The following is a 22,947-nucleotide window of genomic DNA, read 5'->3' as shown; positions in this document are numbered from 1 at the left end:
CCGAAAGCGCTGGAGGTAGATCCCCGTACGGCCTGCATACTGCCGCACGGGCTGAAAATTATGTCCGACTCGCTACCGCCTGGGGCGACGAGGCGTGCTCTTCTTCGTTAATTGGTTCAACTTTACCCATCAAAAACAGGTAGTTAATGATGCCAATCATCACCAGCGCGGCGGAGAACACCAGCGCCCAGGTAAAAGATCCGGTCGCGGCGACGATAGCGCCGGTCACAATTGGCCCGATAGCGCCGCCCATATTGGAAACGGTGTTCTGCAAGCCGGCCACGATAGAGACGCTGTTTTTCGGCGCGACGTCGCCGGGCAGCGCCCAAACCTGCGAGGCGGCTACCGTGGTGCCGGACTTCGCCACGCAGAGCAGAAACACGGTCATAAACACGGAATCGGTAAAGGGCGCAAAGCCGATGCAGAGCGCCATCAGCAGGCCGACAGTCAGGAAAAGCTTGCGGGTGGCGGTCAGAGACAGCACCTTCTTATGCACCAGCCGATCGGAAGCCCAGCCTGCTGCCACTTCGATAATCATGCCGCACAGCAGCGGCAGGGCGGCGATCATCCCCATCTTGATAAAATCCATGCCTTTCTCTTTCACCAGATAAGTGGGCAGCCAGGTGATAAAGAAATAGGAGGTGTAGTTGATGGTGAAAAAACCGATGCACATGGCCCAGATGTTGCGGTAGCGCAGCAGCTTGTACCACTTCATCGGGCGAACGTTTTTATCGCCGTGCTTACGGGCCTGGCCGTCGCGGATCAGGCTGATTTCCTGAGCGCTGATAGCTTTGTGCTCTTCCGGGTTCTCCGCATAGATAAAATACCAGGCGATCACCCACAGCAGCCCGACCGCGCCGATAATCAGAAAGGTCAGGCGCCAGTCGAACAGATAGATCATCCAGACGATCAGCGGCATCGCCACGGCGCCGCCGAATTTAGAGGCGCTGTCGAACAGACCAGAGACGGTGGCGCGCTCTTTATCCGGGAACCAGCGCGCCGTAATGCCCGCATTGCTGGGATAGGCGGCCGCTTCGCCGACGCCTAACGCCAGGCGCAGCGCCAGTAGCGATTTAAAGCCGGTCGCCAGCCCCATCATGGAGGTAGCGATGGACCACCAGGCAACGGCCAGCCCCAGCCCTTTTTTCTGTCCGAAGCGGTCGGCAAACCAGCCCGCCGGGATCTGCAACAGCGAATAGGACCAGAAGAACGCCGCCATAATAAAGCCCATCAGTTCGGGGCTGAGCTTCAGCTCGTCGATCAGGTGCGGCGCGGCGGCCGACAGCACGGTGCGGTCGATATAGTTAATGGCGATAGCCAGCCACATCAGGCCAGCGATCCACCAGCGGATACGGGTTGGGTTTGCAGTTTTCATCGTCCTGGCTCGGTCAGAGGTTAGTGGCCGACTCGACGGTCGGCTTTTTAAGTCGGGACGGAAACGGCGTCCCGCGTTTGACTACAGGGCATTTACCGGCCGCTGCTGTTGTTTAACGCACTGAATAATTTGCTGAACGCAGCGCTCGCCGATGGCGCTGATAGCGCCGTCGGTATAGCCAGCAATATGCGAGGTGGGCATAAAATTAGGCAGTGAAAACAGCGGATGGCGCTCCAGCGGCTCGTGGTCGAATACGTCTGCGGCGGCACCAGCAATCAGGTTGTCGGCCAGCGCGTGGTACAGATCGTTTTCGTTCACCACGCCGCCGCGTGAGACGTTAATTAAAAAAGCGGACTGCTTCATGCTGCGGATGCGCGTGGCATCAAACAGGCTGTGCGTCTCTGCGGTCAGCGGCGTGTGCAGCGTAATAAAGTCGCTTTGTTCGGTCAGCTCATCCAGAGAGACGAACCGGATATTATGTTCGGCGGCAAATTTCTCGTCGGGATAGTAGTCAAAAGCCAGCACGCGCATATTAAAGCCGCTGGCGCGCAGCGCGACCTGCTTGCCGATATTGCCCAGGCCGACAATGCCCAGCGTTTTGCCATAGACGTCGGTGGCGAAAATACGCGGCCAGTTCCCGGCGCGCGTTTCCGTCACCGCCTGCGTCACCTGACGGGCAGCGTTGAGGATCAGCGCAAAGGCGAAGTCCGCCACGGCATGCTTGTTGGCGTCCGGCACGTTGGTAACGGTCACGCCGCGCGCCTTAGCCGCATCGAGATCGATGTTGTCCACGCCGACGCCGTGCTTGCAGACAATTTTCAGCTGCGGCGCCAGCGCCAGCAGCGCGTCGTCGACCTCGGTAAAGGCCACGATCATCGCCACCGTCTTGGCCAGATGCGGCATCAGCGCGTCCAGCGACGCGTCGGCGGGCAGCGTTATCAGCTCAAAGCCCTGCGCCTTCAGCGTGGCGATGGGCTGCGCGTCATATTTGGCAAACGAGGGCGAGGTACAGATCACTTTCATTTTGCTTGTCCTGGTCGAAGAGCGGGCGCGCCGCAAAATAAAGGGTCGACGAAGCGGGGCGCGGTCATTTTTGCCGCGTCGCCACGGTCGGGTTACCGGGTGTACTGATTAACAATCTGGCGAATACGCTGCTCTTCTTCGGCGCTGAAGCGCACGGCATAGCGGCTTTCGCCTACGTCATAGCCCATCAGCGCCACGGCTTTTTTCACCGCCGCTGGCGAGAAGGCGACGCTGTAAAGGTCGGTGCGCAGACCGGTCACGTTTTCCTGCGCGCGGCGCGACCCCTCGATATCGCCGTCGTTAAAACGCGCCCAGATGGCGTTGATCTCTTTCGGCGCGACGTTGGCCAGCCCGGAGATGCAGGCGGCGCAGCCGTCAACAAAGCCCTGATGGATCAGCGAGTCCGGGCCGTTCAGCACGCTGAAATTTTCCGTGCCCTGCGCCGCCTGCAAAAAGCCGCTCAGGCTCTCATAACTGCCCGCGCTGTCTTTGATGCCAACGATATTGGGATGCGCGGCCAGTTTGCGCACCGTCTGCGGCTGGAGCGTGTTGCCGGTGCGGGCCGGAATGTTATACAGAAAGACCGGCACCTCCAGCGCGTCGGCGACCGCCTCGTAATGGGCGATCAGCTCCTCCTGTTTTAGCGGCACGAAGTAAGGCGTGATAACCGAAACGGCATCCACGCCCAGTCTGGCGACCTGCTTGCCCAGGCGAATGGTTTCGCGGGTGGAGATTTCGCCCACGTGCGCCACCAGCGGCGCTTTGCCCGCGACTTCCTCCACGCAGGTGGCGGTGACCGCCAGCTTTTCCTGCTCGTTCAGCACAAAAAACTCGCCGTTGGTGCCGCCGCAAAAAATACCGTTGCCAGCGGCAAGCTGGCGCTGGATCTGCTGGCGCATCGCGTGCTCGCAGTAGTCGCCGTCAGCGGTAAAAGGGGTGACGATGGCGGTCAGTACGCCGGTGATTGTGTTCATCATGGCCTCATTATTCGGTTAGTGATTCAGGGTCGGAAACAGGGTCAGATAGACCTCGCGGACGTCGTCGGCGCTGACCGCACACGGCACGTTTTTCATCAGGCGCTGCACGTCCAGCGCGGCCTCGACCAGATAAGGCAGATGCTCAGCGTTGATGCCCAGCTCGTCCAGGCTGGCAGGCAGCTTCAGGCGCTTCACCAGCGCGGCGAAATAGTCAACCAGCGCCACGGACTTCGCTTCTTCGCTCAGCGAGGCGTCGGCGTCAGGCAGCAGGTCGTAAGCCTGGGCGAACTTACTGACCGCCGCAGGACGGACAAAACGCATACACGGTGCCAGCAAAATGGCGTTCGCCACGCCGTGCGGCAGGTGATATTTGCCTCCCAGCGGATAGGACATGGCGTGCACCAGGTGCGTACCGGCATGGGCGATGGCCGCGCCGCCGTAATACGATGCCCAGAGCATATCCAGACGCGCCGCCAGGTTATCCGGCTCCGCAATCGTCTTTTCCAGGCTGGCGAACAGCTTTTTCATGCCGATCAGCGCGTAGTTGTCGCTGACCGGATTGGCGACGGTGGCGGTGAAGCACTCAATCAGATGGCAAAGCGCATCGATGCCGGTGGAAGAGGCGATATGCGCGGGCATACTGGTGGTCAGTTCGGGCGCCAGCACCACGTAATCCGGCAGCATCACCGGCGAGATAATGCCGACCTTGGTTTCTTTCTCCGGGATAGCGAGGATCGCGTTTGGCGTGGCTTCGGAACCCGTGCCTGCGGTCGTTGGGATCAGCAGCGAGGCCGTGCGGCGCAGCGGTTTTTCACCGGCCAGCAGCGCTTCCAGCGAAGGCGCGTCCTCAACGCAGAGCACGGAAAGCAGTTTGGCGACGTCCAGCACGCTGCCGCCGCCGACGCCAGCCACCATATCCACCTTTTTCCCCGGCAGCGACGCCACTATCGCCGCCACGTCATGCTGGCTCGGCTCCGGCGGCACGCTGTCCACAATGCTCAGTGTCGCTCTGCTGCCAATCTGTTGGATCAGCGTTTGCACCGCCGGAATGCCGACAATGTTTTTATCCGTCACCAGCAGCACGTGCCGATGGTTTTGCAACAGATAGCCGATGTCGCTAAGCGCCTGGTAACCAGCAATCACGGTGCTGTTAATGGTCATAAGTCCTGTCCTGGCTGAGGGTGAATTGATTACATTTGGTCATTAACCTGCTCATTCGCGGCAGGCAGGAGGAATTTATAGGCCAAATTGATTTTGATTAATTTGAACTTGCTCACATATAATCAATTGTGATTGAATATAATCAATCCCAATGAAAACCGGCTTGTCGAACTTAGGGAGTGATGAAGATGCGCACAAAATGGAAGATGCCTGTGCTGGTGATTGCGGATGACTTTACCGGCGCGAACGATGCCGGGGTCGGGCTTGCCAACGTCGGCGCGCGGGTTCATGTGCTGTTTGATGCGGCCACACCCACCGTGGAACAGGCCGATGCCTGGGTCGTCAATACCGACAGCCGGGCGACCAGCGCGGAACAGGCCGCCCGGCGTACCGCTGCGGCAATAGCGGGCAGAAGGGATGTGGCCCGCGACGGCTGGCTGTTTAAAAAAATCGACTCGACGCTGCGCGGCAATCCCGGCGCGGAAATCGAAGCGGCTTTGCTGGCAGGCGATAAACGCGTGGCGCTGATAGCGCCAGCGGTGCCCGCGCTGGGCCGTACCACCGTAGAAGGCTGCTGCTATATCGATGGCCGCCTGCTGACGGAAACGGAATATGCCAGCGATCCTAAAACGCCGGTAAGCAGTGTCAGCATAGCGGCGCGCCTTGGCGAGCAAACCACGCTGCCGGTTGGCCTGATCCCGCTGTCGGCGCAGGCGGATCTGCGAGAGCGGATCGAAGCGGCTATTGCTGACGGCAAGCGGCTGATCGTGCTGGATGCGCAAACGGACGCCGATCTGCAACGCATCATGCAGGCGGCGGACGAGCTGGACGAGCGCCCTTTGCTGGTGGGCGCCGCCGGGCTGAGCGACGCGCTGGGCAGGCGGCTGACGAGGCTGGCGCCGGGCGGGACGGCAGGCTCGCGCGCTCCGGTAAAGGCCGGGCTGGCGGTTATAGGATCGATGAGTGAAGTCGCGCAGCGGCAGATAACGCAGCTGATGCAGCAAAAGGCAATCCGGCTGATCGATGTGGATATCAGTCAGCTTTTTAGCGGCGGCGCGCCGGGACAGCGCTGGCGACAGGCGGTGACGGAGGCGCTACAGCAGGGCCGACACTGCGTGATCCGCACCTGCCAGCAGGCGGAGCAGCGTCAGGCTATCGCCTCGCTGTGCGAACGGCTCGATCTCAGCCGCCAGCAGCTTGGCGAACAGATTTGCGCTTATCTGGCGGAACTGACCGCCGACGTGCTGCGCAACGTTACGCCTTCAGCGCTTTATCTCTCCGGCGGCGACGTGGCGATAGCGGTGGCGCGCGGGCTGGGCGCGCAGAGCTTTCAAATTTCAGGGCAGGTGGCGGGCTGCGTGCCTTACGGCCATCTGCTGCAAGGTAACGACAACCTGCTGGTGCTTACCAAGGCTGGCGGTTTTGGTGATGAAAACACCCTGGTAGAAGTTTTTCGTTTTATTGAGGAGAAGGCGAGTGAGTAAAATTATTGCGGTTACCATGGGCGATCCGGCGGGTATTGGCCCGGAAATAATCATCAAATCCCTGGCGGAGGGCGAGCTTTCCGGCGCGCCTGCGGTGGTAGTGGGCTGCGCCAGCACGCTGCGGCGAATTATGGCGATGGGCATTACGCCGCAGGCGGAGCTGCGGATCGTAAACAGCGTGGCCGAGGCGCATTTTGCGCCGGGCATTATTAACGTTATCGACGAGCCGCTGGCCGATCCTGATGCGTTAAAGCCCGGCGTGGTGCAGGTAGCCGCAGGCGATTTGGCCTACCGCTGCGTGAAGCGCGCAACCGAGCTGGCGCTGGCGGGCGAAGTGCAGGCTATCGCCACCGCGCCGCTGAACAAAGAGGCGCTGCATTCGGCGGGCCATCTCTATCCCGGCCATACCGAGCTGCTGGCGAAGCTGACCGACAGCAAAAACTACGCGATGGTGCTTTATACCGATCGCCTGAAGGTGATCCACGTCACCACGCATATCGCGCTGCGTAAGTTCCTGGATACGCTCAACCGCGAGCGGGTGGAGACGGTGATCGGCATGGCGGAAACCTTCCTCAGGCGCGTCGGCTATGATAAGCCGCGCATCGCGGTGGCGGGCGTTAATCCGCACGCGGGCGAAAACGGGCTGTTCGGCGACGAAGAGATCGCCATCGTCGGCCCGGCCATAGAAGCCATGAAAGCGCAGGGCGTCAACGCCTTCGGCCCGTGCCCGCCGGATACGGTGTTTTTGCAGTGCTATGAAGGCCAGTACGACATCGTGGTGGCGATGTACCACGATCAGGGGCATATTCCGCTTAAGCTGCTGGGCTTTTACGACGGCGTAAATATTACCGCTGGCCTGCCGTTTATCCGCACCTCGGCCGACCACGGCACGGCGTTTGATATTGCCTGGACAGGTAAAGCGAAGTCTGAGAGCATGGCGATTTCCATTCAGCTAGCGATGCAGCTTGCATAAGGACCTATGAAGGGACAAAGTCGCCTGGACCAGATCATGGACTATCTGAAAAGCCATAATCTGGTGACTGTCGATCAGCTGGTGGCGGCGATTTCCGCGTCGCCGGCTACGATCCGACGGGATCTGATCAAACTGGATCGGGAAGGGGTAATCAGCCGCACGCACGGCGGCGTTACCCTTAACCGCTTTATTCCCGCTCAGCCCACCACGCTGGAAAAAATGCAGCGTCATCTCACGGAAAAACAGGCTATCGCCCTGGCGGCGGCCAGCCTGGTGAAAGCCAACGACGCGGTGGTGCTGGATGCCGGGACGACCATGCTGGAACTGGCGCGTCAGCTGACGCATCTGCCGCTGCGGGTGATCACCGCCGACCTGCATATCGCGCTGTTTCTGTCGGAGTTCAGGCAGATTGAGGTGACGATTATCGGCGGGCGCATCGACGACTCCAGCCAGTCCTGCATTGGCGAGCACGGGCGCAGGCTGCTGCGGAATATCTACCCGGACGTCGCGTTTGTCAGCTGTAACTCGTGGAGCCTGGAGAAGGGCATTACCACGCCGACCGAAGAAAAAGCGGGGCTGAAAGAGGATTTGCTGATCAACGCGCGACGCAGGGTGCTGTTAGCGGACAGCAGCAAATATGGTTCCTGGTCGCTGTTCTGCGCCACGCCGCTGCAAAGCCTGACCGATATCATTACCGACGAGCTGCTGGGCGAGCAGGAAGTGAAGGCGCTGAGCGGGCAGCCGTTTACGCTGACGCTGGCGAAACCCTGAGCAAAACGGGCCGCCCGCAGGCCGCCCGTGGTAGAGACCAGCTTCTTACAGCGTTTTAAAGCCTACAGAAGGAATATTGCGGCCGTAGTAAATTTCCCGCATCTCTTTCCATAGCAGGTCGGTAATGCGCTTGTGCTCCTGCGGTGTCAGATCTTCCGGGCGGGTATTGAAAAGATAATGTTTTAAATCAAACTCTTTCAGCAGCATCTTGGTATGGAAGATGTTCTCCTGATAGACGTTGACGTCCATCATGTCGTACATCGACTTCATATCTTCCGACATAAAATTCTGAATCGAGTTGATCTCGTGATCGATAAAGTGCTTCACGCCGTTCACGTCGCGGGTAAAGCCGCGCACGCGATAGTCGATGGTGACGATATCCGACTCCAGCTGGTGGATCAGATAGTTCAGCGCTTTCAGTGGCGAAATCACGCCGCAGGTCGACACCTCAATATCCGCGCGGAAGGTGCAGAGTCCGCCTTCCGGGTGGCTTTCCGGGTAGGTATGCACGCAGATATGGCTTTTATCCAGATGCGCGACCACCGAACCCGGCAGCGGGCCAGGATGCTCCGACTTATCGATATCTTTCGGATCGATCGGCTCTTCGCTCACCAGAATGGTGACGCTGGCGCCCTGTGGCTCATAGTCCTGGCGTGCAATATTCAGCACGTTAGCGCCGATAATCGAGCAGGTTTCGCTAAGGATCTCCGTCAGACGGTTGGCATTGTACTGCTCATCAATGTACGCAATGTAGCCGTCACGCTCCGCATCGGTATTCGCGTAACAGATATCGTAGATACAAAAACTCAGGCTTTTCGTCAGGTTGTTGAAGCCATGTAGTTTAAGCTTTTGCAATTTCGTTCACCCCCTTAAAATGCCCGGCTAGTCAGCCAGCGCATTCAACAGATATTGCGGCAGGGCAAAGCTGCCGGTGTGGATCGCCGGATTGTAATAGCGACAGGTCAGGCCGGCCTGCTGATAACGCGCCGCAAGCGTGGCCGTATCCAGCTGGCGCAGCGCCGGGTTGTCGCTTGCCCAGGCAAAGGTCATGATGCCGCCGTAATAGGTCGGTACGGCCGCCTGGTAAAAGCTGACGTCGCGGAAATAGTGGCTCAGCTTGCGATGGCTGTTGACCGCTTCGTCCTGCTGCAGGAAGCAGACGCCATTCTGCGCCACAAAAATGCCGTTTTCATTGAGGCAGCGCCGGCATCCTTCATAAAATTCCGAGGTAAACAGACTTTCGCCCGGTCCAATCGGATCGGTGCAGTCAGAAATAATGACGTCGAATTTTTCATTGCACTGGCGCACGAAATTGACGCCGTCATCGATTACCAGCCTGAAGCGCGGATCTTCATAAGCGCCCGCATTATGATTAGGCAGATACGCTTTGCAGAACGTCACCACGCCCGCGTCGATTTCCACCATCGTAATCTGTTCAATGTTTTGATGACGGCTGACTTCACGCAGCATCGCGCCGTCGCCGCCGCCGATAATCAGCACGCGCTTCGCCGCGCCGTGCGCCAGCAGCGGCACGTGGGTCATCATCTCGTGATAGATAAATTCATCGCGCTCGGTGGTTTGCACCACGCCGTCCAGCGCCATCACCCGACCCAGCTCGGCGTTTTCAAAGATAACCAGATCCTGATGTCCGGTTTGTTCGCGGTATAAAATTTTATCGACAGCAAAATACTGCCCAAAACCGGTATGAAGCGTTTCATACCACATCTCTTTTTCGGCCATGGTACGGCTCTCCTGGTTGTAGCAGCCACGAAAAATGGGCGCGATATGATAGCCAACTCTGACCGTGCTTGCACGGTCAAACTGGCGGCGGAAAACGGCGGGGGTTACTTCACGTAGGCAAGCAGGCTGAGCGAATCGCGGGCCAGTGATTTGCATTTGGTGTCGTTGGGCACGGCGATGCCGCTTAAATCGCGATAGCTGTCCGCGCCCAGCGATTTCATATTAAAGCTGCTGTAGTTGCTCAGATCCCAGCGGTTCTGCCGGGCGAAAAAGACCAGCGCGCGACGGATCTGTCCATCCGGAAGATCCTGATAGCCGCAGTCATTTTTCAGGTAAACAAAAACAGCGGTCAGATCCGCCAGATCTTCCGCTTCCGACTCGCTCAGCGCAAAACTTGTCGATGAGAAGCCAAACAGGCCCAGTAACAACAGAGCCTTGATGCTTTTCTTCATAACTGTACTCAAAGGGTGTCAATACTCTGACGTTAGCACAGTTACCGTCGGTCGACAGTCAATTTCAGCAGAGAAATGTCCGTAAAACGCAATTTTCCAGCAGGGCGCGGCGAAACTTGACCTTCCCTTGGGGGAAGGGTTTATGCTGCAGGCAATAAATAAGAGCCGGGTCGAGGAAGACTGATGCAACGTCGTGATTTTATAAAGCTGAGCACCGCGCTGGGCGCGGCCAGCGCACTACCCCTGTGGAGCCGATCGCTGATGGCCGCGCAGCCACGTCCCGCGCTGCCCATTCCGGCCTTATTAACGCCGGATGCGCGTGGCGAGATGACCGTAACGGCGCAGCAGGGCAGCACCCGCTGGCTGGATAAAGCGGTGCCGACCTGGGGCTATAACGGCAGCCTGCTCGGCCCGGCGATCCAGCTGGAGCGCGGCAAGCCGGTCACCATCAACCTGCGCAATCAGCTGCCGGAAGCCACCACGGTTCACTGGCACGGGCTGGAGCTGCCGGGCGGCGTAGACGGCGGCCCGCAGGCGCAGATTGCCCCCGGCGCCACGCGCACCGTCAGCTTTACCCCCGATCAGCCCGGCGCGACCTGCTGGTTCCATCCTCATCAGCATGGCCGCTCCGGCTATCAGGTCGCCCAGGGCCTGGCCGGTCTGGTTATCCTGAAAGACGACGCAACGGAGAAACTGCTGCTGCCGAAAATCTGGGGCATCGACGATATTCCGGTGATCCTCCAGGATAAAAAACTGTCGGTGGACGGCAGCAAAATTGACTACGAGCTGGACGTGATGAGCGCTGCCGTAGGCTGGTTTGGCAATACGATGCTGACCAACGGCGCGATTTATCCACAACACGCCGTGCCGCGCGGCTGGCTGCGGCTGCGGCTGCTCAACGGCTGTAACGCCCGCTCGCTGAATATTGCCGCCAGCGATCGGCGCCCGCTTTATGTGATTGGCGGCGACGGCGGCCTGCTGAGCGAGCCGGTAAAAGTGACCGAGCTGTCGATGATGCCGGGCGAGCGCTTTGAGGTGCTGGTCGACACGCTGGACGGCAAGCCGTTTGATTTGCAGACGCTGCCGGTGCGGCAGATGGGCATGTCGCTGGCGCCGTTCAACCAGCCGCTGCCGCTGCTGAGCATTCAGCCACTCCGGGTGATGGCCAGCGGGTCGCTGCCGGATAAGCTGGTGGACGTGCCGCCGCTGCCCGCCCAGGCCGACCTGAAAACTCGCTGGCTACAGCTGTCGATGGATCCCGAGCTGGATCGTCGCGGCATGGTGGCATTGATGCAAAGATACGGCCACGCGGCGATGGCCGGTATGAGCGGCGATGCGCACGACGGCGAATCAATGCAGGACATGGGCGGAGACCACGCGGCAATGCCGGGAATGCAGGGCCACGCTATGGACGGCGGCGCAGACCACTCGATGGCGCATCAGCAGCCTGAGCAGTACGATTTTCATAACGGCAATAAGATCAACGGGGTCGCTTTCGATATGACCAAACCCGCTTTCGATGTAAAGCAGGGCGTGACGGAAAAGTGGACGATTTCCGGCGAGGGCGACGAGATGCTGCATCCATTCCATATTCACGGCACGCAGTTTCGTATTATCTCTGAAAACGGCAAGCCGCCCGCGCCGCACCGCAGCGGCTGGAAAGACACGGTTCGGGTGGAAGGCTGGCGCAGCGAAGTGCTGGTGCGCTTTGACCATCTGGCGGACAAAGAGCGGGCCTATATGGCGCACTGTCATCTGCTGGAGCATGAAGATACCGGCATGATGCTTGGCTTTACGGTCAGCGCGTAGCGGCTGACGGACGGCACCCTTTTTTTGGTAGCTTGCTTAAGTGATTGATTTTTAATGCACTGAATCACGTGGCTGAAAAAAGGGTTTTTACAGGGCTAAGGTCAATTTCGCTGAAAAAATATTGGGTTAAGCTAAAGAGGCAACTGTTCACTGCCGTACAGGCAGCTTAGAAACGGTTCGTTCACTGCCGCACAGGCAGCTTAGAGTTCACTGCCGTACAGGCAGCTTAGAAAAGATGCAGTATCAGAGTTGGCATGTTTTGAAAGTTCACTGCCGTACAGGCAGCTTAGAAAGGGTGCGGAAGTACTCAGGAGCCAGGTTCTCGTTCACTGCCGTACAGGCAGCTTAGAAAGACAAACGCCCGACGCATAAAATCGTGGTAGGGTTCACTGCCGTATAGGCAGCTTAGAAACATGCGCGGTAAGGCTCGAAGGATTTCAGCAAGTTCACTGCCGTACAGGCAGCTTAGAAAGTGCGGCCGGTCGGCGAGGTATTCGCGGACGAGTTCACTGCCGTACAGGCAGCTTAGAAAAAAAAGAACGACGTGGCCATCGTCGACGTTTGGTTCACTGCCGTACAGGCAGCTTAGAAAATCTTGCGGACAGGGACCGGGCCTGTATGGCGCACTGTCATCTGCTGGAGCATGAAGATACCGGCATGATGCCTGGCTTTACGGTCAGCGCGTAGCGGCGAGGCGGAGGCCGTTGTTTTCACAGCATTGCCGACCGCGCGAGCCTTTCGACCGCTGTCGGCAATGCCGCTCCCGGTTACGGCTGGGTAATATTTAGCGCATCATAATTTTTACGGCGATAGTTCAGCACCGAGAAGCCCCAGGCAGCGACGAAAATTGCCACGCAGAGGTAGCCAACGCTGCCCATATTGCCGTTCAGATTGTTGACGATCGTCCATATCCCGCCGTGTAAATCGAGCTTATCCGCCAGTAATCCCAGCGCTTCCAGTCCGCCGATCAGCAAGGCAATCAGCACGCTGGTCGCCGTAATCATCATGTTGTAGTAGAGCTTGCGTACCGGCTGCTTAAACGCCCAGCCATAGGCGCCCACCATCATAAAATTGTCCAGGGAATCCACCAGCGCCATGCCGCTGGCGAACAGCGCCGGGAACACCAGAATGCTCCAGACCGACATCCCGCTGGAAGCGCCTGCCGCAGAGAGGCCCAGCAGGCCGATCTCCGTAGCCGTATCAAAGCCCAGACCGAACAAAAAACCCACCAGATACATCTGCCAGCTTTTATTAACCAGGGTAAAGGCGCGGCCAAACAGCCTGCTCATTACAGCGCCCGGCAGGGGAGGCCGATCGCTGAAGGTTTTTCTCTGTTTCGCCTGCTGAAAACGGTGATAAACATCACGCAGGATCAGCGTATTCAGCAGCGCCATCAGCAACAAAAACAGCGCGGAAACCAGCGTGCCGATAACGCTGCCATAGTGATGCAGCCAGCTGATTTCGCTGCCGGAGAGCAGAGCGGCGGCGGCAATCGCCACGCACGCCAACACCACGATGCTGGAATGGCCGAGAGAGAAAAACGCGCCGACCGCCACAGGCCGCTGATTTTGCTGCATCAGTTTACGGGTGACGTTATCAATGGCGGCGATGTGGTCAGCGTCTACCGCATGGCGCAGGCCGTAACCATAGGCAAGCACGGCCGCCGCAATCAGCGTGGCATGGTGGCGGAAAAGCACCAGCGCCCACCCCCAGGCCAGCAGATTGGCCATCAGCAGGGCGCTTAACAGCCAGAAAGCCCGGCGATGAGTACGAAAAAAAGCAGAGTTAGTCATAACAATCCCTGGTAACAGTATGAGGAGCCGCGTTGTGCAAGCGGGCGCAGGCAATAACGGCCTGGCCCAGCGCCAGCCCGCCGTCGCCAGCGGGAATATGCTGCGGCATCAGCACATGAAGAGGCGATAAATAGCGTTGTAAAAGCTGGCGCAGCAGGCGCGATTGCAGGACGCCGCCGCCAGCCGCGACGGTATCCAGACCCGTTTGTCCGGCATGATAATGGGCGAGGGCGGCAAATCCCCGCGCCAGCGCGTCATGGAAGGCAAACGCGCGCGCCGCAGGGGCTGCCTGCCAGTCCAGCCATTGCTGCCAGAACACCGCCAGGTCCAGCCGCGTGCCCGTTGCCGTATGGCGCAGCGGCAGCGTAACGGGATGCGCTATGTCTGCTGCCTGCCTGGCCAGAACCTCCAGGCGGCAGGCGGCTTCTCCTTCCCAACTAAGCACGGCAGGCGCGCAGCCGAGCACGGCGGCTATCGCGTCAAACAACCGGCCGCAGGAAGAAGCCAAAGGGGAGTTAACGCCAGCGGCCACCGCGCGCGCAAGCGGCTGCCAGGGCTTGCCCAGCAGCGCCTTAGACTCTGGCCGCTGCTGCCAGTCCGGGACAAAGGCCAGCCAGTGCGCCAACAGGTTGCACCAGGGTTCCCGCGCGGCACGGTCGCCGCCCGGCAGCGCGACGGCGGGCAACCCTCCCAGATGCTGACAGCGGTGATAGTCTGCCAGCAGGCATTCACCGCCCCAGAGCGCGCCGTTTTCGCCGTAGCCCAGCCCGTCCAGCGCCAGGCCGATGACCGGGCCGTGCGCCAGCGGCCAGCGATGTTCCGCCAGGCAGGCGGCGATATGCGCATGATGATGAAGCACCTCCAGCACCGGCCGTTCGCTCTGCTGGCTGCCGACGTAAGCAGGATGCGCATCCTGCACGATCGTTGCGGGCGTGCAGTTATACAGCTGCTGAAAATGGATAACGGCCTGCTGCCGCTGGCACGCAATATCGCTGTTTGCCAGCGATCCGAAATGCGTGCTGAGCATAGCCCGATCGCCCTGTACCAGGCAGAAGGTGTTTTTCAGGTCGCCGCCCATCGCCAGCAGCGGCGAGCGGGCCGTCAGGCCGGGAGGAAGCGTGACGGCATCCGGCACATAGCCTCGGGCGCGGCGCAGTATTTCCAATCCCTGCGGCCCCAGACGAACCAGAGAGTCATCGGCGCGCTGGATGATATCGCGGTCGTGCAGCAGCCAGATATCGGCAATGCCAGCAAGCTGGCTCAGCGCCTCTTCGTTGGTCAGCGCCGGCGCGCGGTCGGCGCCGTTGCCGGAAGTCATCACCAGCGGCACCCGGCAGGCCTGCATCAGCAGATGGTGCAGCGGCGTAAACGGCAGCATCAACCCCGTTTCATCCAGCCCCGGCGCAACGGCTGCGCACAGCGGCGACGTCGCGTTTTTTTCCGTGAGCACAATGGGCGCGGCGGCAGACAGCATCAGCGCCTGTCGCGCCCGATCGCTCTTGCCGCAGCGCGCCAGCCAGCCGATGCCTGGCAGCATCACCGCCAGCGGTTTGGCCGGTCGCCGTTTGCGCTGGCGCAGACGCATAACGGCCTGCTGCTGGGTAGCATCGCAGGCAAGATGAAAGCCGCCCAGCCCTTTGATCGCCACAATTTTGCCCGCAAGTAGCGCTGCTGCGGCATAGTCAATCACGGCGCTTTCACGTGCCAGCGTGGTGCCATCCTGCCCGGTGGCAAAGAGCTGCGGCCCACAGTGCGGGCAGGCGACTGGCTGGGCATGAAAGCGGCGGTCGGCCGGATCCTGATACTCCCGGCGACAGGCGGGACAAAGGCGAAATGCCGCCATGCTGGTGCCTGACCGGTCATAGGGCATGGTGCGGATGAGCGTAAAGCGCGGGCCGCAGTGGGTACAGTTAGTAAAGGCATAGCCTGAACGACGGTTGCCCGCGTGCAGCACCTCCTCCAGACAATCGGGGCAGGTTGCCGCATCGGGGGCAACCTGGGTCATCATCCGGCCCTGACGGGTTTCCGCAATGATAAAATCCTGCGGCGGAGACGGCCAGGCATAAGGCTGGACGCTGAGGCTGTCGATACGCGCCAGCGGCGGCGGCTCGTGCCGTAGCCGTTCGATAAAGAGCGGAATGGCGGCAGACTGAAGCAGGCGTATTTCCACGCCCGCGCTGTCGTTGCAGACTTCGCCGCGTAGCCGTAGCCGCCTGGCTAACTGCCAGACAAAAGGCCGAAAGCCGACGCCCTGCACTTTGCCGCTGACGCGCACGGACACTCCTGAATCGGACATAGTCAGCTCCTGAAGGACCGGGCTGCCCGGTCCTGGATCGGATTAGCCTGAACCCTTGCGGAAGGAATGCGGGATGTCATATCCACCTGGCTTCCCGTTCCGCACTGGCGCAGAACTTAAGCGGTTACGGCAATCGGGATCGCATCGTCCACGGCGCTGCGCAGGCGCGCTTTCATCTCGCTGTAGGTTTGACGCGCATAGTTCTCCGCCCACGACTGATCGGCAATCCGCTCCACCTTCACCGCACAGTATTTGGTTTCCGGCGTTTTAGAAATGGGGTCAAGGTTCTCCTGAGTCAGTTCGTTGCAGGCGCCAATCCACCATTGATAGGTCATATAGACTGCGCCAACGTTAATACGCTCGTTGTGATTAGCGCGTGAAATCACTTTACCGCGGCGCGAGGCGACCCAAACCAGTTGCCCATCGCGTATGCCCAGCGCCTGCGCATCCTGCGGATTGATCTGCACAAAACCCGGCTCATCCGCCAGCGTTTGCAGCGCGGAACAGTTGCCGGTCATTGAGCGGCAGGAGTAGTGGCCGACCTCGCGCACGGTACAGAGCACCAGCGGATAATCTGCGTCCGGCACCTCGGCCGGCGCGCGCCATGGCGCGGCAAAAAGCTGGCCTTTGCCGGTTGGCGTGGTGAAACGATTGTCCTGATAGAGATAAGGCGTACCAGGGCTGTCCAGCGTGGTGCAGGGCCACTGCACGTGTCCCAGCGTGCCCATTTTTTCATAGGTAGCGCCGTAGAACAGCGGACAGAGTTCGCGCATTTCATCCCAGATTTCTTGATTATCGTTGTAATGCATCGGATAGCCGAGTTCCGTTGCCAGCAGGCTGATAATTTCCCAGTCACGCTTAACATTATCTTTGGGTTCGATAGCTTTTTCAAAGCGCTGAAAGCCGCGATCGGCACAGGAGAATACGCCGCCGTGTTCGCCCCAGGAGGTGGCGGGTAAAATGACGTCAGCCTGCTCGGCGGTTTTGGTCATAAAGATATCCTGCACCACCACAAAATCCAGCGCCTCAAACCCCTTGCGCACCAGGCTTAAATCGGCTTCGGTCTGCAGCGGATCTTCACCCATGATGTAGTAGGCTTTGACTTGCCCTTCCAGCGCCAGATGCGGGATTTCGGTAATGCGATGGCCGATTTCCGCATCCATCCGCTCGGCGTCAATACCCCAGGCTGCGGCAAATTTTGCCCGAACCTGCGGATCGGTCACCGACTGATAGCCGGGGAACTCATTCGGCAGCACGCCCATATCGCAGGCGCCCTGCACGTTGTTTTGCCCGCGTACCGGGCCGACGCCGACGCCAGGCCGGCCCAGATTGCCGGTCAGCAGCGGCAGGCCAGCGAGGCCTTTCACCACGTCGACAGCCTGACCAAACTGCGTCACGCCCATTCCCCACATAATGGTCGCGGAGGGCGCAGCAGCAAAGGTACGCATAGCCTGACGGATTTGCTGAGCGGACACGCCGGTCTGTTCGGCAACCGCCTCCGGCGAATAGTCGGCCAGCTGGCGACGGTACTCGTCAAATCCTTCCGTATATTTCGCCACGTAGTCACGATCGTAGAGATCTTCTTCGATCAGCACGTAGGCAAAGGCGTTAACCAGCGCCATATTGCAGCCGTTTTTGATTTGCAGATGCTGGTCGGCGATACGGGCGGTTTCGATGCGGCGGGGATCGCAGACAATGATCTGCGCGCCTTTTTCTTTGGCTTTTATTACGCGGCGAGCCACGATAGGGTGGGAATCCGCACAGTTATAGCCGATCACCAGCAGGCATTTGGAATTTTCAATATCGTTGATGGAATTGCTCATCGCGCCGTTGCCGAGCGTGGCCTGTAAACCGGCCACCGACGGGCCATGACAAACGCGGGCGCAGCAGTCGACATTATTGGTGCCGATCACCGCGCGGGCAAACTTCTGCATGACATAGTTGGTTTCGTTGCCGGTACCGCGAGAAGAGCCGGTATGCATAATCGCGCGCGGGCCGTGCTTCTCTTTGATTTCTTTCAGGCGCTTAGCGGTATAGCGGATAGCTTCATCCCAGCTGACTACTTCGAATTTTCCGCCCTTCTGGCGGCGGATCATCGGCTGCGTCAGGCGCGGCGTCAGCAGTTTAGTGTCGTTGAGAAAATCCCAGCCATAGTAGCCTTTCAGGCACAGCTCGCCCTGATTGGTTACGCCATCGGCGGCTTCGGCACGAAGAATTTTATTGTTTTCCACGACCAGGTTCAGCTTGCATCCGGCCCCACAGTAAGGACAGACGGTGGTGACTTTTTTCATCTTATTTTTCCTCTTTCCGGGGTTAAAACAGCAGGCCGGAAGTGCTGGCAAGCGCCGCACGGCGGCGTTTTTCTACGTTCATTTCCTTGAGCCGATCGCGGTCAACGGTCAGCAAGGCCTTGGTCGGACAGACTTCCTGACAGGCTGGGCCTTCTGCACGGCCCTGACACAGATCGCATTTATGCGCTTCGGCTTTATCTGCGACGGCGGTCATCGCCGCCGCGTTCTGACGAAAAAGGGGTTTGACCACGACCTCCATCGCGCCATAAGGGCAGGCGACGACGCAGGTTTTGCAGCCAATGCAGTGCTCCTGCATAACCTGGATTGCGTCGCCGCTGCGCACGATTGCGCCGTTCGGACAGACGTTGGCGCAGGGGGCATCTTCACACTGGCGGCACAGCACCGGCGTACTGAGGTTGACGCTTTTGATCACATGCAAACGCGGCGTGAAGGTGGTGGTATTGAGCTGCGAGATATCCTGCGACAAGCTGTGAGCCATCACGCAGGCGATTTCACAGGTACGGCAGCCGATACATTTTTGGGGATCGGCAATGATGAACCGGTTCATCTGAATCTCCTGATTCCATTAAATAAGCGGCCGACGGATCCCGGCCTTATGGCGGAGGTAATGCATAAAGCGTTCCAGCCAGAGGGTTTATTTTTTCTTATTTATTTTCAATGGGTTAATAAGGGTTCGTAGGGGGTGACTGTGGTCTGTCGGCCGTATCGTCATTTTCCCGACACTTATGTCATGTCGGCCGTGGGCGAAAAGGCGCGATGCCCAGGCCCGTCTCCAGCAGAGGAAGCCGCTGATAAAGCTCGCCAACCGCCCGCTCGACCGCTGGGCTAAGGGGATAGTAAAAAGCCACCACATCGGGCTGGATGCCGACAAAGGTAATCTGCGGAATAGCTTCCCGTAGCTGCTGAATTAAAAAGCTGAGCGGCAGCGTGTGGGTGGTCATCACGAACATTTCGGCGATATCGCTTTCGTCGATAAGGCGCATTTCGCCGGGAGCCAGCCCCATGTCGGTGGCGTCCACAATCACCAAACGATCGGGCCGCTGCTCGCGCAGGTAGCCAATATCGTTTTCCGGCGCGGCTCCGCCATCCACCACCGTCCAGCCGGGCAAAGGGGCGGCGGCGCAAAGTTCGGCCAGGCGTGGCCCGGCGCCGTCGTCGCCCATCATGCTGTTGCCCACGCATAACAGCGCGTAGCGGGAAGAGGAATTAAGCATCGTATCTCCTGACCATCAGGTACATGGCGGGGTCGTTTTCAATTTGCTGGAGCAGGGCGATCAGGCGATCGCTCCACGCTTGCTGCTCTGCACTCATCCGCTCACGGGCGTCGCGCAGCGCCAGGGCCAGCAGATGGGTGTGACTGCTGTCGATAGTGATTTCGCCAAAGCGGCGCACGCCTGCCATTTTCCGCTGGGCTTCGCTGTTTTCCGCCAGGCAGGCAATCCATTGCAGATAGCCTTGAAGCGGGCAGGTGAGCTGCGGTTGCAGACAGTCGATAACGCCAACGTGGTGACCAATCGCCAGGCTGTAGTAAACCACCTCTTGGGCTTTCTTCGAGCTACGCTGCTGCGCGCATTTTTCATCGACGAATTTGCTGCCCAAAGCGTAAAACACCACTTTGTCGTGCAGGACGCGGGCCGACGGCTGATGCCGGGCGTAACGCTGTTGGTTAACCTCGGTGCTCACAGGCGAACCTCCCCGCGCAGAACCTGCTGATAAATTTGCTGTAAATGCCCCACGATCTCCGCCAGGCGGAGATCGCCCTGCTCATCCAGCCAGTCCGCCACGCGCTGTTCTACGGACTGCACGCCGGGCGCGGCCAGCGCCTGCATAAAGCGATCGGCAATCTGGCGACCATAGCGATAGCCGGCCATGCGTCGCGCTTCGCGATCCAGCAATACCCGCAGCGGCTGCGGCAGCGTAGGGTGCAGCAACGCCGCCGGTTCAGCCGCCTCAGGGTGCTGCTGACCTTTAATTTTTTGATCGAGCAGGCCAAGCGCCATGGCAAAACCATAAATAGTGGCGGCGGGCGTGGGCGGGCAGCCGGGAATATAAACATCCACCGGCACAATCTTGTCCGTGCCGCCCCAGACGCAATAAAGGTCGTGAAAAATGCCGCCGCTGTTGCCGCAGGCGCCATAAGAGATACAGATTTTCGGGTCTGGCGCCGCGTCCCAGGCCCGCAGCGCAGGCACGCGCATGGCGCGGGTGACGGCACCGGTAAACAGCAGAATATCGGCATGACGCGGGGAAGGAACTACCTTGATGCCAAAGCGTTCGGCGTCGAACAGCGGTGAAATGGCGGCAAAAATCTCTATTTCGCAGCCGTTGCAGCCGCCGCAGTCAACCCGATAAACGTAGGCGGAACGGCGAATGTTGTTCAACAGCGTGCTTTTCAGGCTGGCGATGCTCTCGTCGAGCGTAACGGGCACCGGCAACCCGTTTTCGTCGCGTGGCCCGTGCAGGATCTGGCTCATAGCTGTGCCTCGGGGGTCAGATGGCGGCCAATATCTATCCGGCTGGATGCGGGCAGCTGATGCTTTTTCTTGCAGGACGGACAGGTTTCATACTGCTCGCGACGTTCAGCAATCTGCCGTTCACTCAGCGCTGCGCTTTCCTGTAACAGAGAAAGCGCGAAGTCGATCTCTTTCTGCACGGCATAGGGATGGCCGCATTCCCGGCAGCGGCAAACCGGGAAATCAGCGGTTTCAAACAGATCCTCTTTACGCCATACCGCCAGTTCAAATTCTTGCGACAGCCTGATGGCGGCCGTCGGGCAGACTTCCTCGCAGCGCGCGCAGAAAATACAGCGGCCCAAAAACAGCGACCAGCGGATCGCCTCGCCTTCTTCTGGCGGCGTCATGGTCAGCGCGTTGGACGGACAGGCATTGGCGCAGGCACCGCAGCCGATACACTGCTGCGCGTTGTACTGAGGTTTGCCGCGAAAGTTGGCCGCCATCTCCAGCGGTTTTGCCGGATAGGCCACCGTTGCGGTACCGGTTTTCAGCACTTTTTTAATCAGCTTTAACATGTTGTCCCTCCCTAAAGCGGCGAGTTTTTGCGTTCAATGCCGTAACGTTCGATCTCTTTGTAAGGCACGACGACGGTGGTTTTCTTACGTACGTCGACCACCGTCATCCTGTCGGTGCAGGAATAGCAGGGGTCAAGGCTGCCGATAATCAGCGGCGCGTCCGAAACGGTATTGCCCCGCAGCATGTAGCGCAGCGTTGGCCAGTTGGCGTAGGTCGCCGCGCGGCAGCGCCAGCGAAACAGCTTCTGGTTGTCGCCGGTCATGCTCCAGTGCACGTCATCGCCGCGCGGCGCTTCGGCAAAGCCCAGCGCGAAACGGTGGGGAATATAGGTAAAGCCTTCGCTCATCAGCGGCCCCTGCGGCAGATTTTGCAGGCCGAACTCGATCATATTCAGCGAGTTAAACACTTCGTGGATGCGCACCTTCAGGCGGGAATAGACGTCGTTGCCGGTTTCACTGTAAAGCGTAAACGGCAGGCTGGCATAGCCGGCATAGGGATGATCCGCCCGCATATCGCGGCGGTGGCCGCTGCCGCGTATCATCGGGCCGACGTTACTGAAATCGCGCGCTATCTGCGGGTCTAACAGGCCGACGCCGACGCTGCGTTGTTCGGTATTCGGCGTACTGAGCAGAATATCCACCAGGTCGTTCAGCTCGCCGCGCATCCCTGCTGACAGCGCGATAGTCTGGATCATGTCCTCTTTCAGAATGTCGCGACGCAGGCCGCCAATCAGGTTCATCCCGTAGGTTTTACGGGCGCCGGTCAGGATTTCCGCCATTTTCATCGACTGCTCGCGCACGCGGAAAAACTGCATAAAGCCGGAATCGAAGCCGACGAAGTGGCAGGCCAGGCCCAGATTCAGCAGATGGCTGTGCAGACGTTCAACCTCCAGCAAAATGGAACGGATAGTCTGGGCGCGCGCCGGCACCACAATGCCCATCGCGTTTTCAACCGAGGTGGTATACGCCACGCTGTGGGTAAAGCCACAGATGCCGCAGACGCGATCGGAAAGAAAGGTGACTTCGTTGTAGCCCATGCGGGTTTCGGCCAGTTTTTCCATGCCGCGATGCACGTAAAACAGCCGGTAGTCGGCGTCAATAATGTCTTCGCCGTCGACGAAAAGGCGAAAGTGTCCGGGTTCGTCAGAAGTGACGTGAAGCGGGCCGATTGGCACAATCGTGCTCGCTTCCTTTGTTTCAGAGATAAAGGGATAGGTTTCGTTATCGGTCGTTGGGGCCGGGCGTTGGCGGTAATCCATCGCGTCTTTACGCAGAGGATACAAATCGTCTGGCCAGTCATCCGGCAGCACCAGGCGGCGTTCATCCGGCAGGCCGACCGGGCGCAGGCCATACATATCCCGCACTTCGCGCTCGCCCCAGACGGCCGCCGGGACGCGCGGCGTGACCGACGGGAACTCCAGCGAGACGGGATCCACTTCGGTGCGCACGGTGATCCAGCACTTTACGCCTTGCTCCATTGACAGCACATAATACAGCGCGTAATTGCCGCACAGCGTGCGCTCATCATTGCCAAACAGCACGGAAAGCCAGCCGCCCTGCTGATAATAGAGCCACTCCACGACCTCCGGTAGCGCGTTCAGCCTGACGGTGACGGTGGCCTGCGTATCGGTCTGCCATTCGCTGTAGAGCAGCGCTGCAGGAAACTGTTTTTCCAGCGCCGCCAGGTAGTGCAGGCCGACCGGATGTTGATTTAATGCCGTTGTGACTTCACTCATTACCAAACCTCTTCCCG

General features: G+C 59.4%; 20 protein-coding genes, 1 pseudogene and 1 CRISPR repeat array. Of the genes and pseudogenes, 5 read left to right on the top strand and 16 right to left on the bottom strand.

Translation table 11 applies throughout. The annotated features are described in order from the left end of the window. Positions 1–58: 58 nt before the first annotated feature. The 4 genes from QZH36_RS16815 to QZH36_RS16800 form a co-directional block, all read right to left on the bottom strand. Positions 59–1,375: an MFS transporter gene (locus tag QZH36_RS16815; protein WP_253455245.1), complete on the bottom strand. Its 1,317-nt coding sequence runs from the start codon at positions 1,373–1,375 to the stop codon at positions 59–61. A gap of 81 nt (positions 1,376–1,456) precedes the next feature. Then, positions 1,457–2,398 (bottom strand): phosphoglycerate dehydrogenase, encoded by a 942-nt coding sequence (locus QZH36_RS16810; protein ID WP_253455244.1) that lies wholly within the window; start codon positions 2,396–2,398, stop codon positions 1,457–1,459. 92 nt (positions 2,399–2,490) lie between these two features. Continuing rightward, on the bottom strand, positions 2,491–3,375 hold the full coding sequence (locus QZH36_RS16805) for a dihydrodipicolinate synthase family protein (RefSeq protein ID WP_301730699.1): 885 nt from the start codon (positions 3,373–3,375) through the stop codon (positions 2,491–2,493). Between the two features lie 15 nt (positions 3,376–3,390). After that, positions 3,391–4,536, bottom strand: coding sequence for an iron-containing alcohol dehydrogenase (locus QZH36_RS16800; protein WP_301251414.1), 1,146 nt, complete (start codon positions 4,534–4,536; stop codon positions 3,391–3,393). A gap of 188 nt (positions 4,537–4,724) precedes the next feature. On the opposite strand from QZH36_RS16800, the gene dtnK reads away from it, so the two are divergent. The 3 genes from dtnK to QZH36_RS16785 are packed head-to-tail and all read left to right on the top strand — an operon-like array spanning position 4,725 to position 7,764. Further along, positions 4,725–6,020, top strand: coding sequence for a D-threonate kinase (gene dtnK, locus QZH36_RS16795; RefSeq protein WP_301730698.1), 1,296 nt, complete (start codon positions 4,725–4,727; stop codon positions 6,018–6,020). Then, entirely contained in the window at positions 6,013–6,993 is a 981-nt protein-coding gene (locus QZH36_RS16790; RefSeq protein WP_301730697.1) for a D-threonate 4-phosphate dehydrogenase, read from the top strand. The genes dtnK and QZH36_RS16790 overlap by 8 nt, the downstream gene beginning before the upstream one ends. A gap of 6 nt (positions 6,994–6,999) precedes the next feature. Beyond that, a complete protein-coding gene (locus tag QZH36_RS16785) occupies positions 7,000–7,764 on the top strand; it encodes a DeoR/GlpR family DNA-binding transcription regulator (RefSeq protein WP_125289038.1) in 765 nt (254 codons plus the stop codon). 45 nt (positions 7,765–7,809) lie between these two features. Here the strand turns inward: QZH36_RS16785 and speD are convergent, their stop codons facing one another. The 3 genes from speD to QZH36_RS16770 all read right to left on the bottom strand — a co-directional run bounded on the left by speD (position 7,810) and on the right by QZH36_RS16770 (position 9,956). Beyond that, positions 7,810–8,619 carry an adenosylmethionine decarboxylase gene (gene speD / locus QZH36_RS16780; protein WP_125289039.1) on the bottom strand — a complete coding sequence of 270 codons (810 nt, stop codon included), beginning with the start codon at positions 8,617–8,619 and terminating at the stop codon, positions 7,810–7,812. Between the two features lie 27 nt (positions 8,620–8,646). Next, entirely contained in the window at positions 8,647–9,504 is an 858-nt protein-coding gene (speE, locus tag QZH36_RS16775; RefSeq protein WP_301730696.1) for a polyamine aminopropyltransferase, read from the bottom strand. 104 nt (positions 9,505–9,608) lie between these two features. Further along, positions 9,609–9,956: a YacC family pilotin-like protein gene (locus tag QZH36_RS16770; protein ID WP_125289041.1), complete on the bottom strand. Its 348-nt coding sequence runs from the start codon at positions 9,954–9,956 to the stop codon at positions 9,609–9,611. Positions 9,957–10,139: 183 nt separating this feature from the next. On the opposite strand from QZH36_RS16770, the gene cueO reads away from it, so the two are divergent. Both cueO and QZH36_RS21430 read left to right on the top strand, forming a co-directional pair. Further along, positions 10,140–11,765, top strand: a complete 1,626-nt coding sequence (cueO, locus tag QZH36_RS16765; protein ID WP_301730695.1) for a multicopper oxidase CueO — start codon at positions 10,140–10,142, stop codon at positions 11,763–11,765. A gap of 145 nt (positions 11,766–11,910) precedes the next feature. Continuing rightward, positions 11,911–12,357: a CRISPR direct-repeat array (repeat unit 28 nt; unit sequence GTTCACTGCCGTACAGGCAGCTTAGAAA). Between the two features lie 20 nt (positions 12,358–12,377). Beyond that, positions 12,378–12,452 (top strand): annotated as a pseudogene (locus QZH36_RS21430) (multicopper oxidase domain-containing protein); the annotation flags it as partial. Between the two features lie 80 nt (positions 12,453–12,532). Here the strand turns inward: QZH36_RS21430 and QZH36_RS16760 are convergent. From QZH36_RS16760 to QZH36_RS16720, 9 genes are all read right to left on the bottom strand, one after another. Further along, a complete protein-coding gene (locus tag QZH36_RS16760) occupies positions 12,533–13,558 on the bottom strand; it encodes a HoxN/HupN/NixA family nickel/cobalt transporter (RefSeq protein ID WP_301251406.1) in 1,026 nt (341 codons plus the stop codon). Next, entirely contained in the window at positions 13,551–15,854 is a 2,304-nt protein-coding gene (gene hypF, locus QZH36_RS16755; protein ID WP_301730694.1) for a carbamoyltransferase HypF, read from the bottom strand. The genes QZH36_RS16760 and hypF overlap by 8 nt, the downstream gene beginning before the upstream one ends. A gap of 116 nt (positions 15,855–15,970) precedes the next feature. Next, entirely contained in the window at positions 15,971–18,145 is a 2,175-nt protein-coding gene (gene fdhF, locus QZH36_RS16750; RefSeq protein ID WP_301730693.1) for a formate dehydrogenase subunit alpha, read from the bottom strand. 22 nt (positions 18,146–18,167) lie between these two features. After that, positions 18,168–18,713 carry an electron transport protein HydN gene (hydN, locus tag QZH36_RS16745; RefSeq protein WP_253455235.1) on the bottom strand — a complete coding sequence of 182 codons (546 nt, stop codon included), beginning with the start codon at positions 18,711–18,713 and terminating at the stop codon, positions 18,168–18,170. Between the two features lie 181 nt (positions 18,714–18,894). Next, positions 18,895–19,380, bottom strand: coding sequence for a hydrogenase maturation peptidase HycI (gene hycI / locus QZH36_RS16740; protein WP_253455234.1), 486 nt, complete (start codon positions 19,378–19,380; stop codon positions 18,895–18,897). Further along, complete coding sequence (locus QZH36_RS16735) at positions 19,373–19,792, bottom strand: formate hydrogenlyase maturation HycH family protein (RefSeq protein ID WP_253461112.1); 420 nt, start codon at positions 19,790–19,792, stop codon at positions 19,373–19,375. Before QZH36_RS16735 ends, hycI begins: the two co-directional genes overlap by 8 nt. A 53-nt stretch (positions 19,793–19,845) precedes the next feature. Then, positions 19,846–20,640, bottom strand: coding sequence for an NADH-quinone oxidoreductase subunit B family protein (locus QZH36_RS16730; RefSeq protein ID WP_253455233.1), 795 nt, complete (start codon positions 20,638–20,640; stop codon positions 19,846–19,848). After that, a complete protein-coding gene (locus QZH36_RS16725; RefSeq protein ID WP_253455232.1) occupies positions 20,637–21,194 on the bottom strand; it encodes a formate hydrogenlyase complex iron-sulfur subunit in 558 nt (185 codons plus the stop codon). The genes QZH36_RS16730 and QZH36_RS16725 overlap by 4 nt, the downstream gene beginning before the upstream one ends. A gap of 11 nt (positions 21,195–21,205) precedes the next feature. After that, entirely contained in the window at positions 21,206–22,930 is a 1,725-nt protein-coding gene (locus QZH36_RS16720) for a hydrogenase large subunit (protein WP_301730692.1), read from the bottom strand. Positions 22,931–22,947 lie beyond the last annotated feature (17 nt).

The sequence above is a fragment of the Erwinia wuhanensis genome (assembly GCF_030484085.1).
GTDB lineage: Bacteria > Pseudomonadota > Gammaproteobacteria > Enterobacterales > Enterobacteriaceae > Erwinia > Erwinia aeris.
The sequence above is the reverse complement of the archived record's forward strand: the minus strand, read 5'-3'. Positions and strand labels throughout refer to the sequence as shown.

Excerpts from the sequence above, each read along its gene's own strand:
- QZH36_RS16815 (WP_253455245.1), bottom strand. The coding sequence starts at position 1,375 with ATGAAAACTGCAAACCCAACCCGTATCCGCTGGTGGATCGCTGGCCTG.
- QZH36_RS16810 (WP_253455244.1), bottom strand. The coding sequence starts at position 2,398 with ATGAAAGTGATCTGTACCTCGCCCTCGTTTGCCAAATATGACGCGCAG.
- QZH36_RS16805 (WP_301730699.1), bottom strand. The coding sequence starts at position 3,375 with ATGATGAACACAATCACCGGCGTACTGACCGCCATCGTCACCCCTTTT.
- QZH36_RS16800 (WP_301251414.1), bottom strand. The coding sequence starts at position 4,536 with ATGACCATTAACAGCACCGTGATTGCTGGTTACCAGGCGCTTAGCGAC.
- dtnK (WP_301730698.1), top strand. The coding sequence starts at position 4,725 with ATGCGCACAAAATGGAAGATGCCTGTGCTGGTGATTGCGGATGACTTT.
- QZH36_RS16785 (WP_125289038.1), top strand. The coding sequence starts at position 7,000 with ATGAAGGGACAAAGTCGCCTGGACCAGATCATGGACTATCTGAAAAGC.
- speE (WP_301730696.1), bottom strand. The coding sequence starts at position 9,504 with ATGGCCGAAAAAGAGATGTGGTATGAAACGCTTCATACCGGTTTTGGG.
- QZH36_RS16770 (WP_125289041.1), bottom strand. The coding sequence starts at position 9,956 with ATGAAGAAAAGCATCAAGGCTCTGTTGTTACTGGGCCTGTTTGGCTTC.
- cueO (WP_301730695.1), top strand. The coding sequence starts at position 10,140 with ATGCAACGTCGTGATTTTATAAAGCTGAGCACCGCGCTGGGCGCGGCC.
- QZH36_RS16760 (WP_301251406.1), bottom strand. The coding sequence starts at position 13,558 with ATGACTAACTCTGCTTTTTTTCGTACTCATCGCCGGGCTTTCTGGCTG.
- hypF (WP_301730694.1), bottom strand. The coding sequence starts at position 15,854 with ATGTCCGATTCAGGAGTGTCCGTGCGCGTCAGCGGCAAAGTGCAGGGC.
- fdhF (WP_301730693.1), bottom strand. The coding sequence starts at position 18,145 with ATGAAAAAAGTCACCACCGTCTGTCCTTACTGTGGGGCCGGATGCAAG.
- hydN (WP_253455235.1), bottom strand. The coding sequence starts at position 18,713 with ATGAACCGGTTCATCATTGCCGATCCCCAAAAATGTATCGGCTGCCGT.
- hycI (WP_253455234.1), bottom strand. The coding sequence starts at position 19,380 with ATGCTTAATTCCTCTTCCCGCTACGCGCTGTTATGCGTGGGCAACAGC.
- QZH36_RS16730 (WP_253455233.1), bottom strand. The coding sequence starts at position 20,640 with ATGAGCCAGATCCTGCACGGGCCACGCGACGAAAACGGGTTGCCGGTG.
- QZH36_RS16725 (WP_253455232.1), bottom strand. The coding sequence starts at position 21,194 with ATGTTAAAGCTGATTAAAAAAGTGCTGAAAACCGGTACCGCAACGGTG.
- QZH36_RS16720 (WP_301730692.1), bottom strand. The coding sequence starts at position 22,930 with ATGAGTGAAGTCACAACGGCATTAAATCAACATCCGGTCGGCCTGCAC.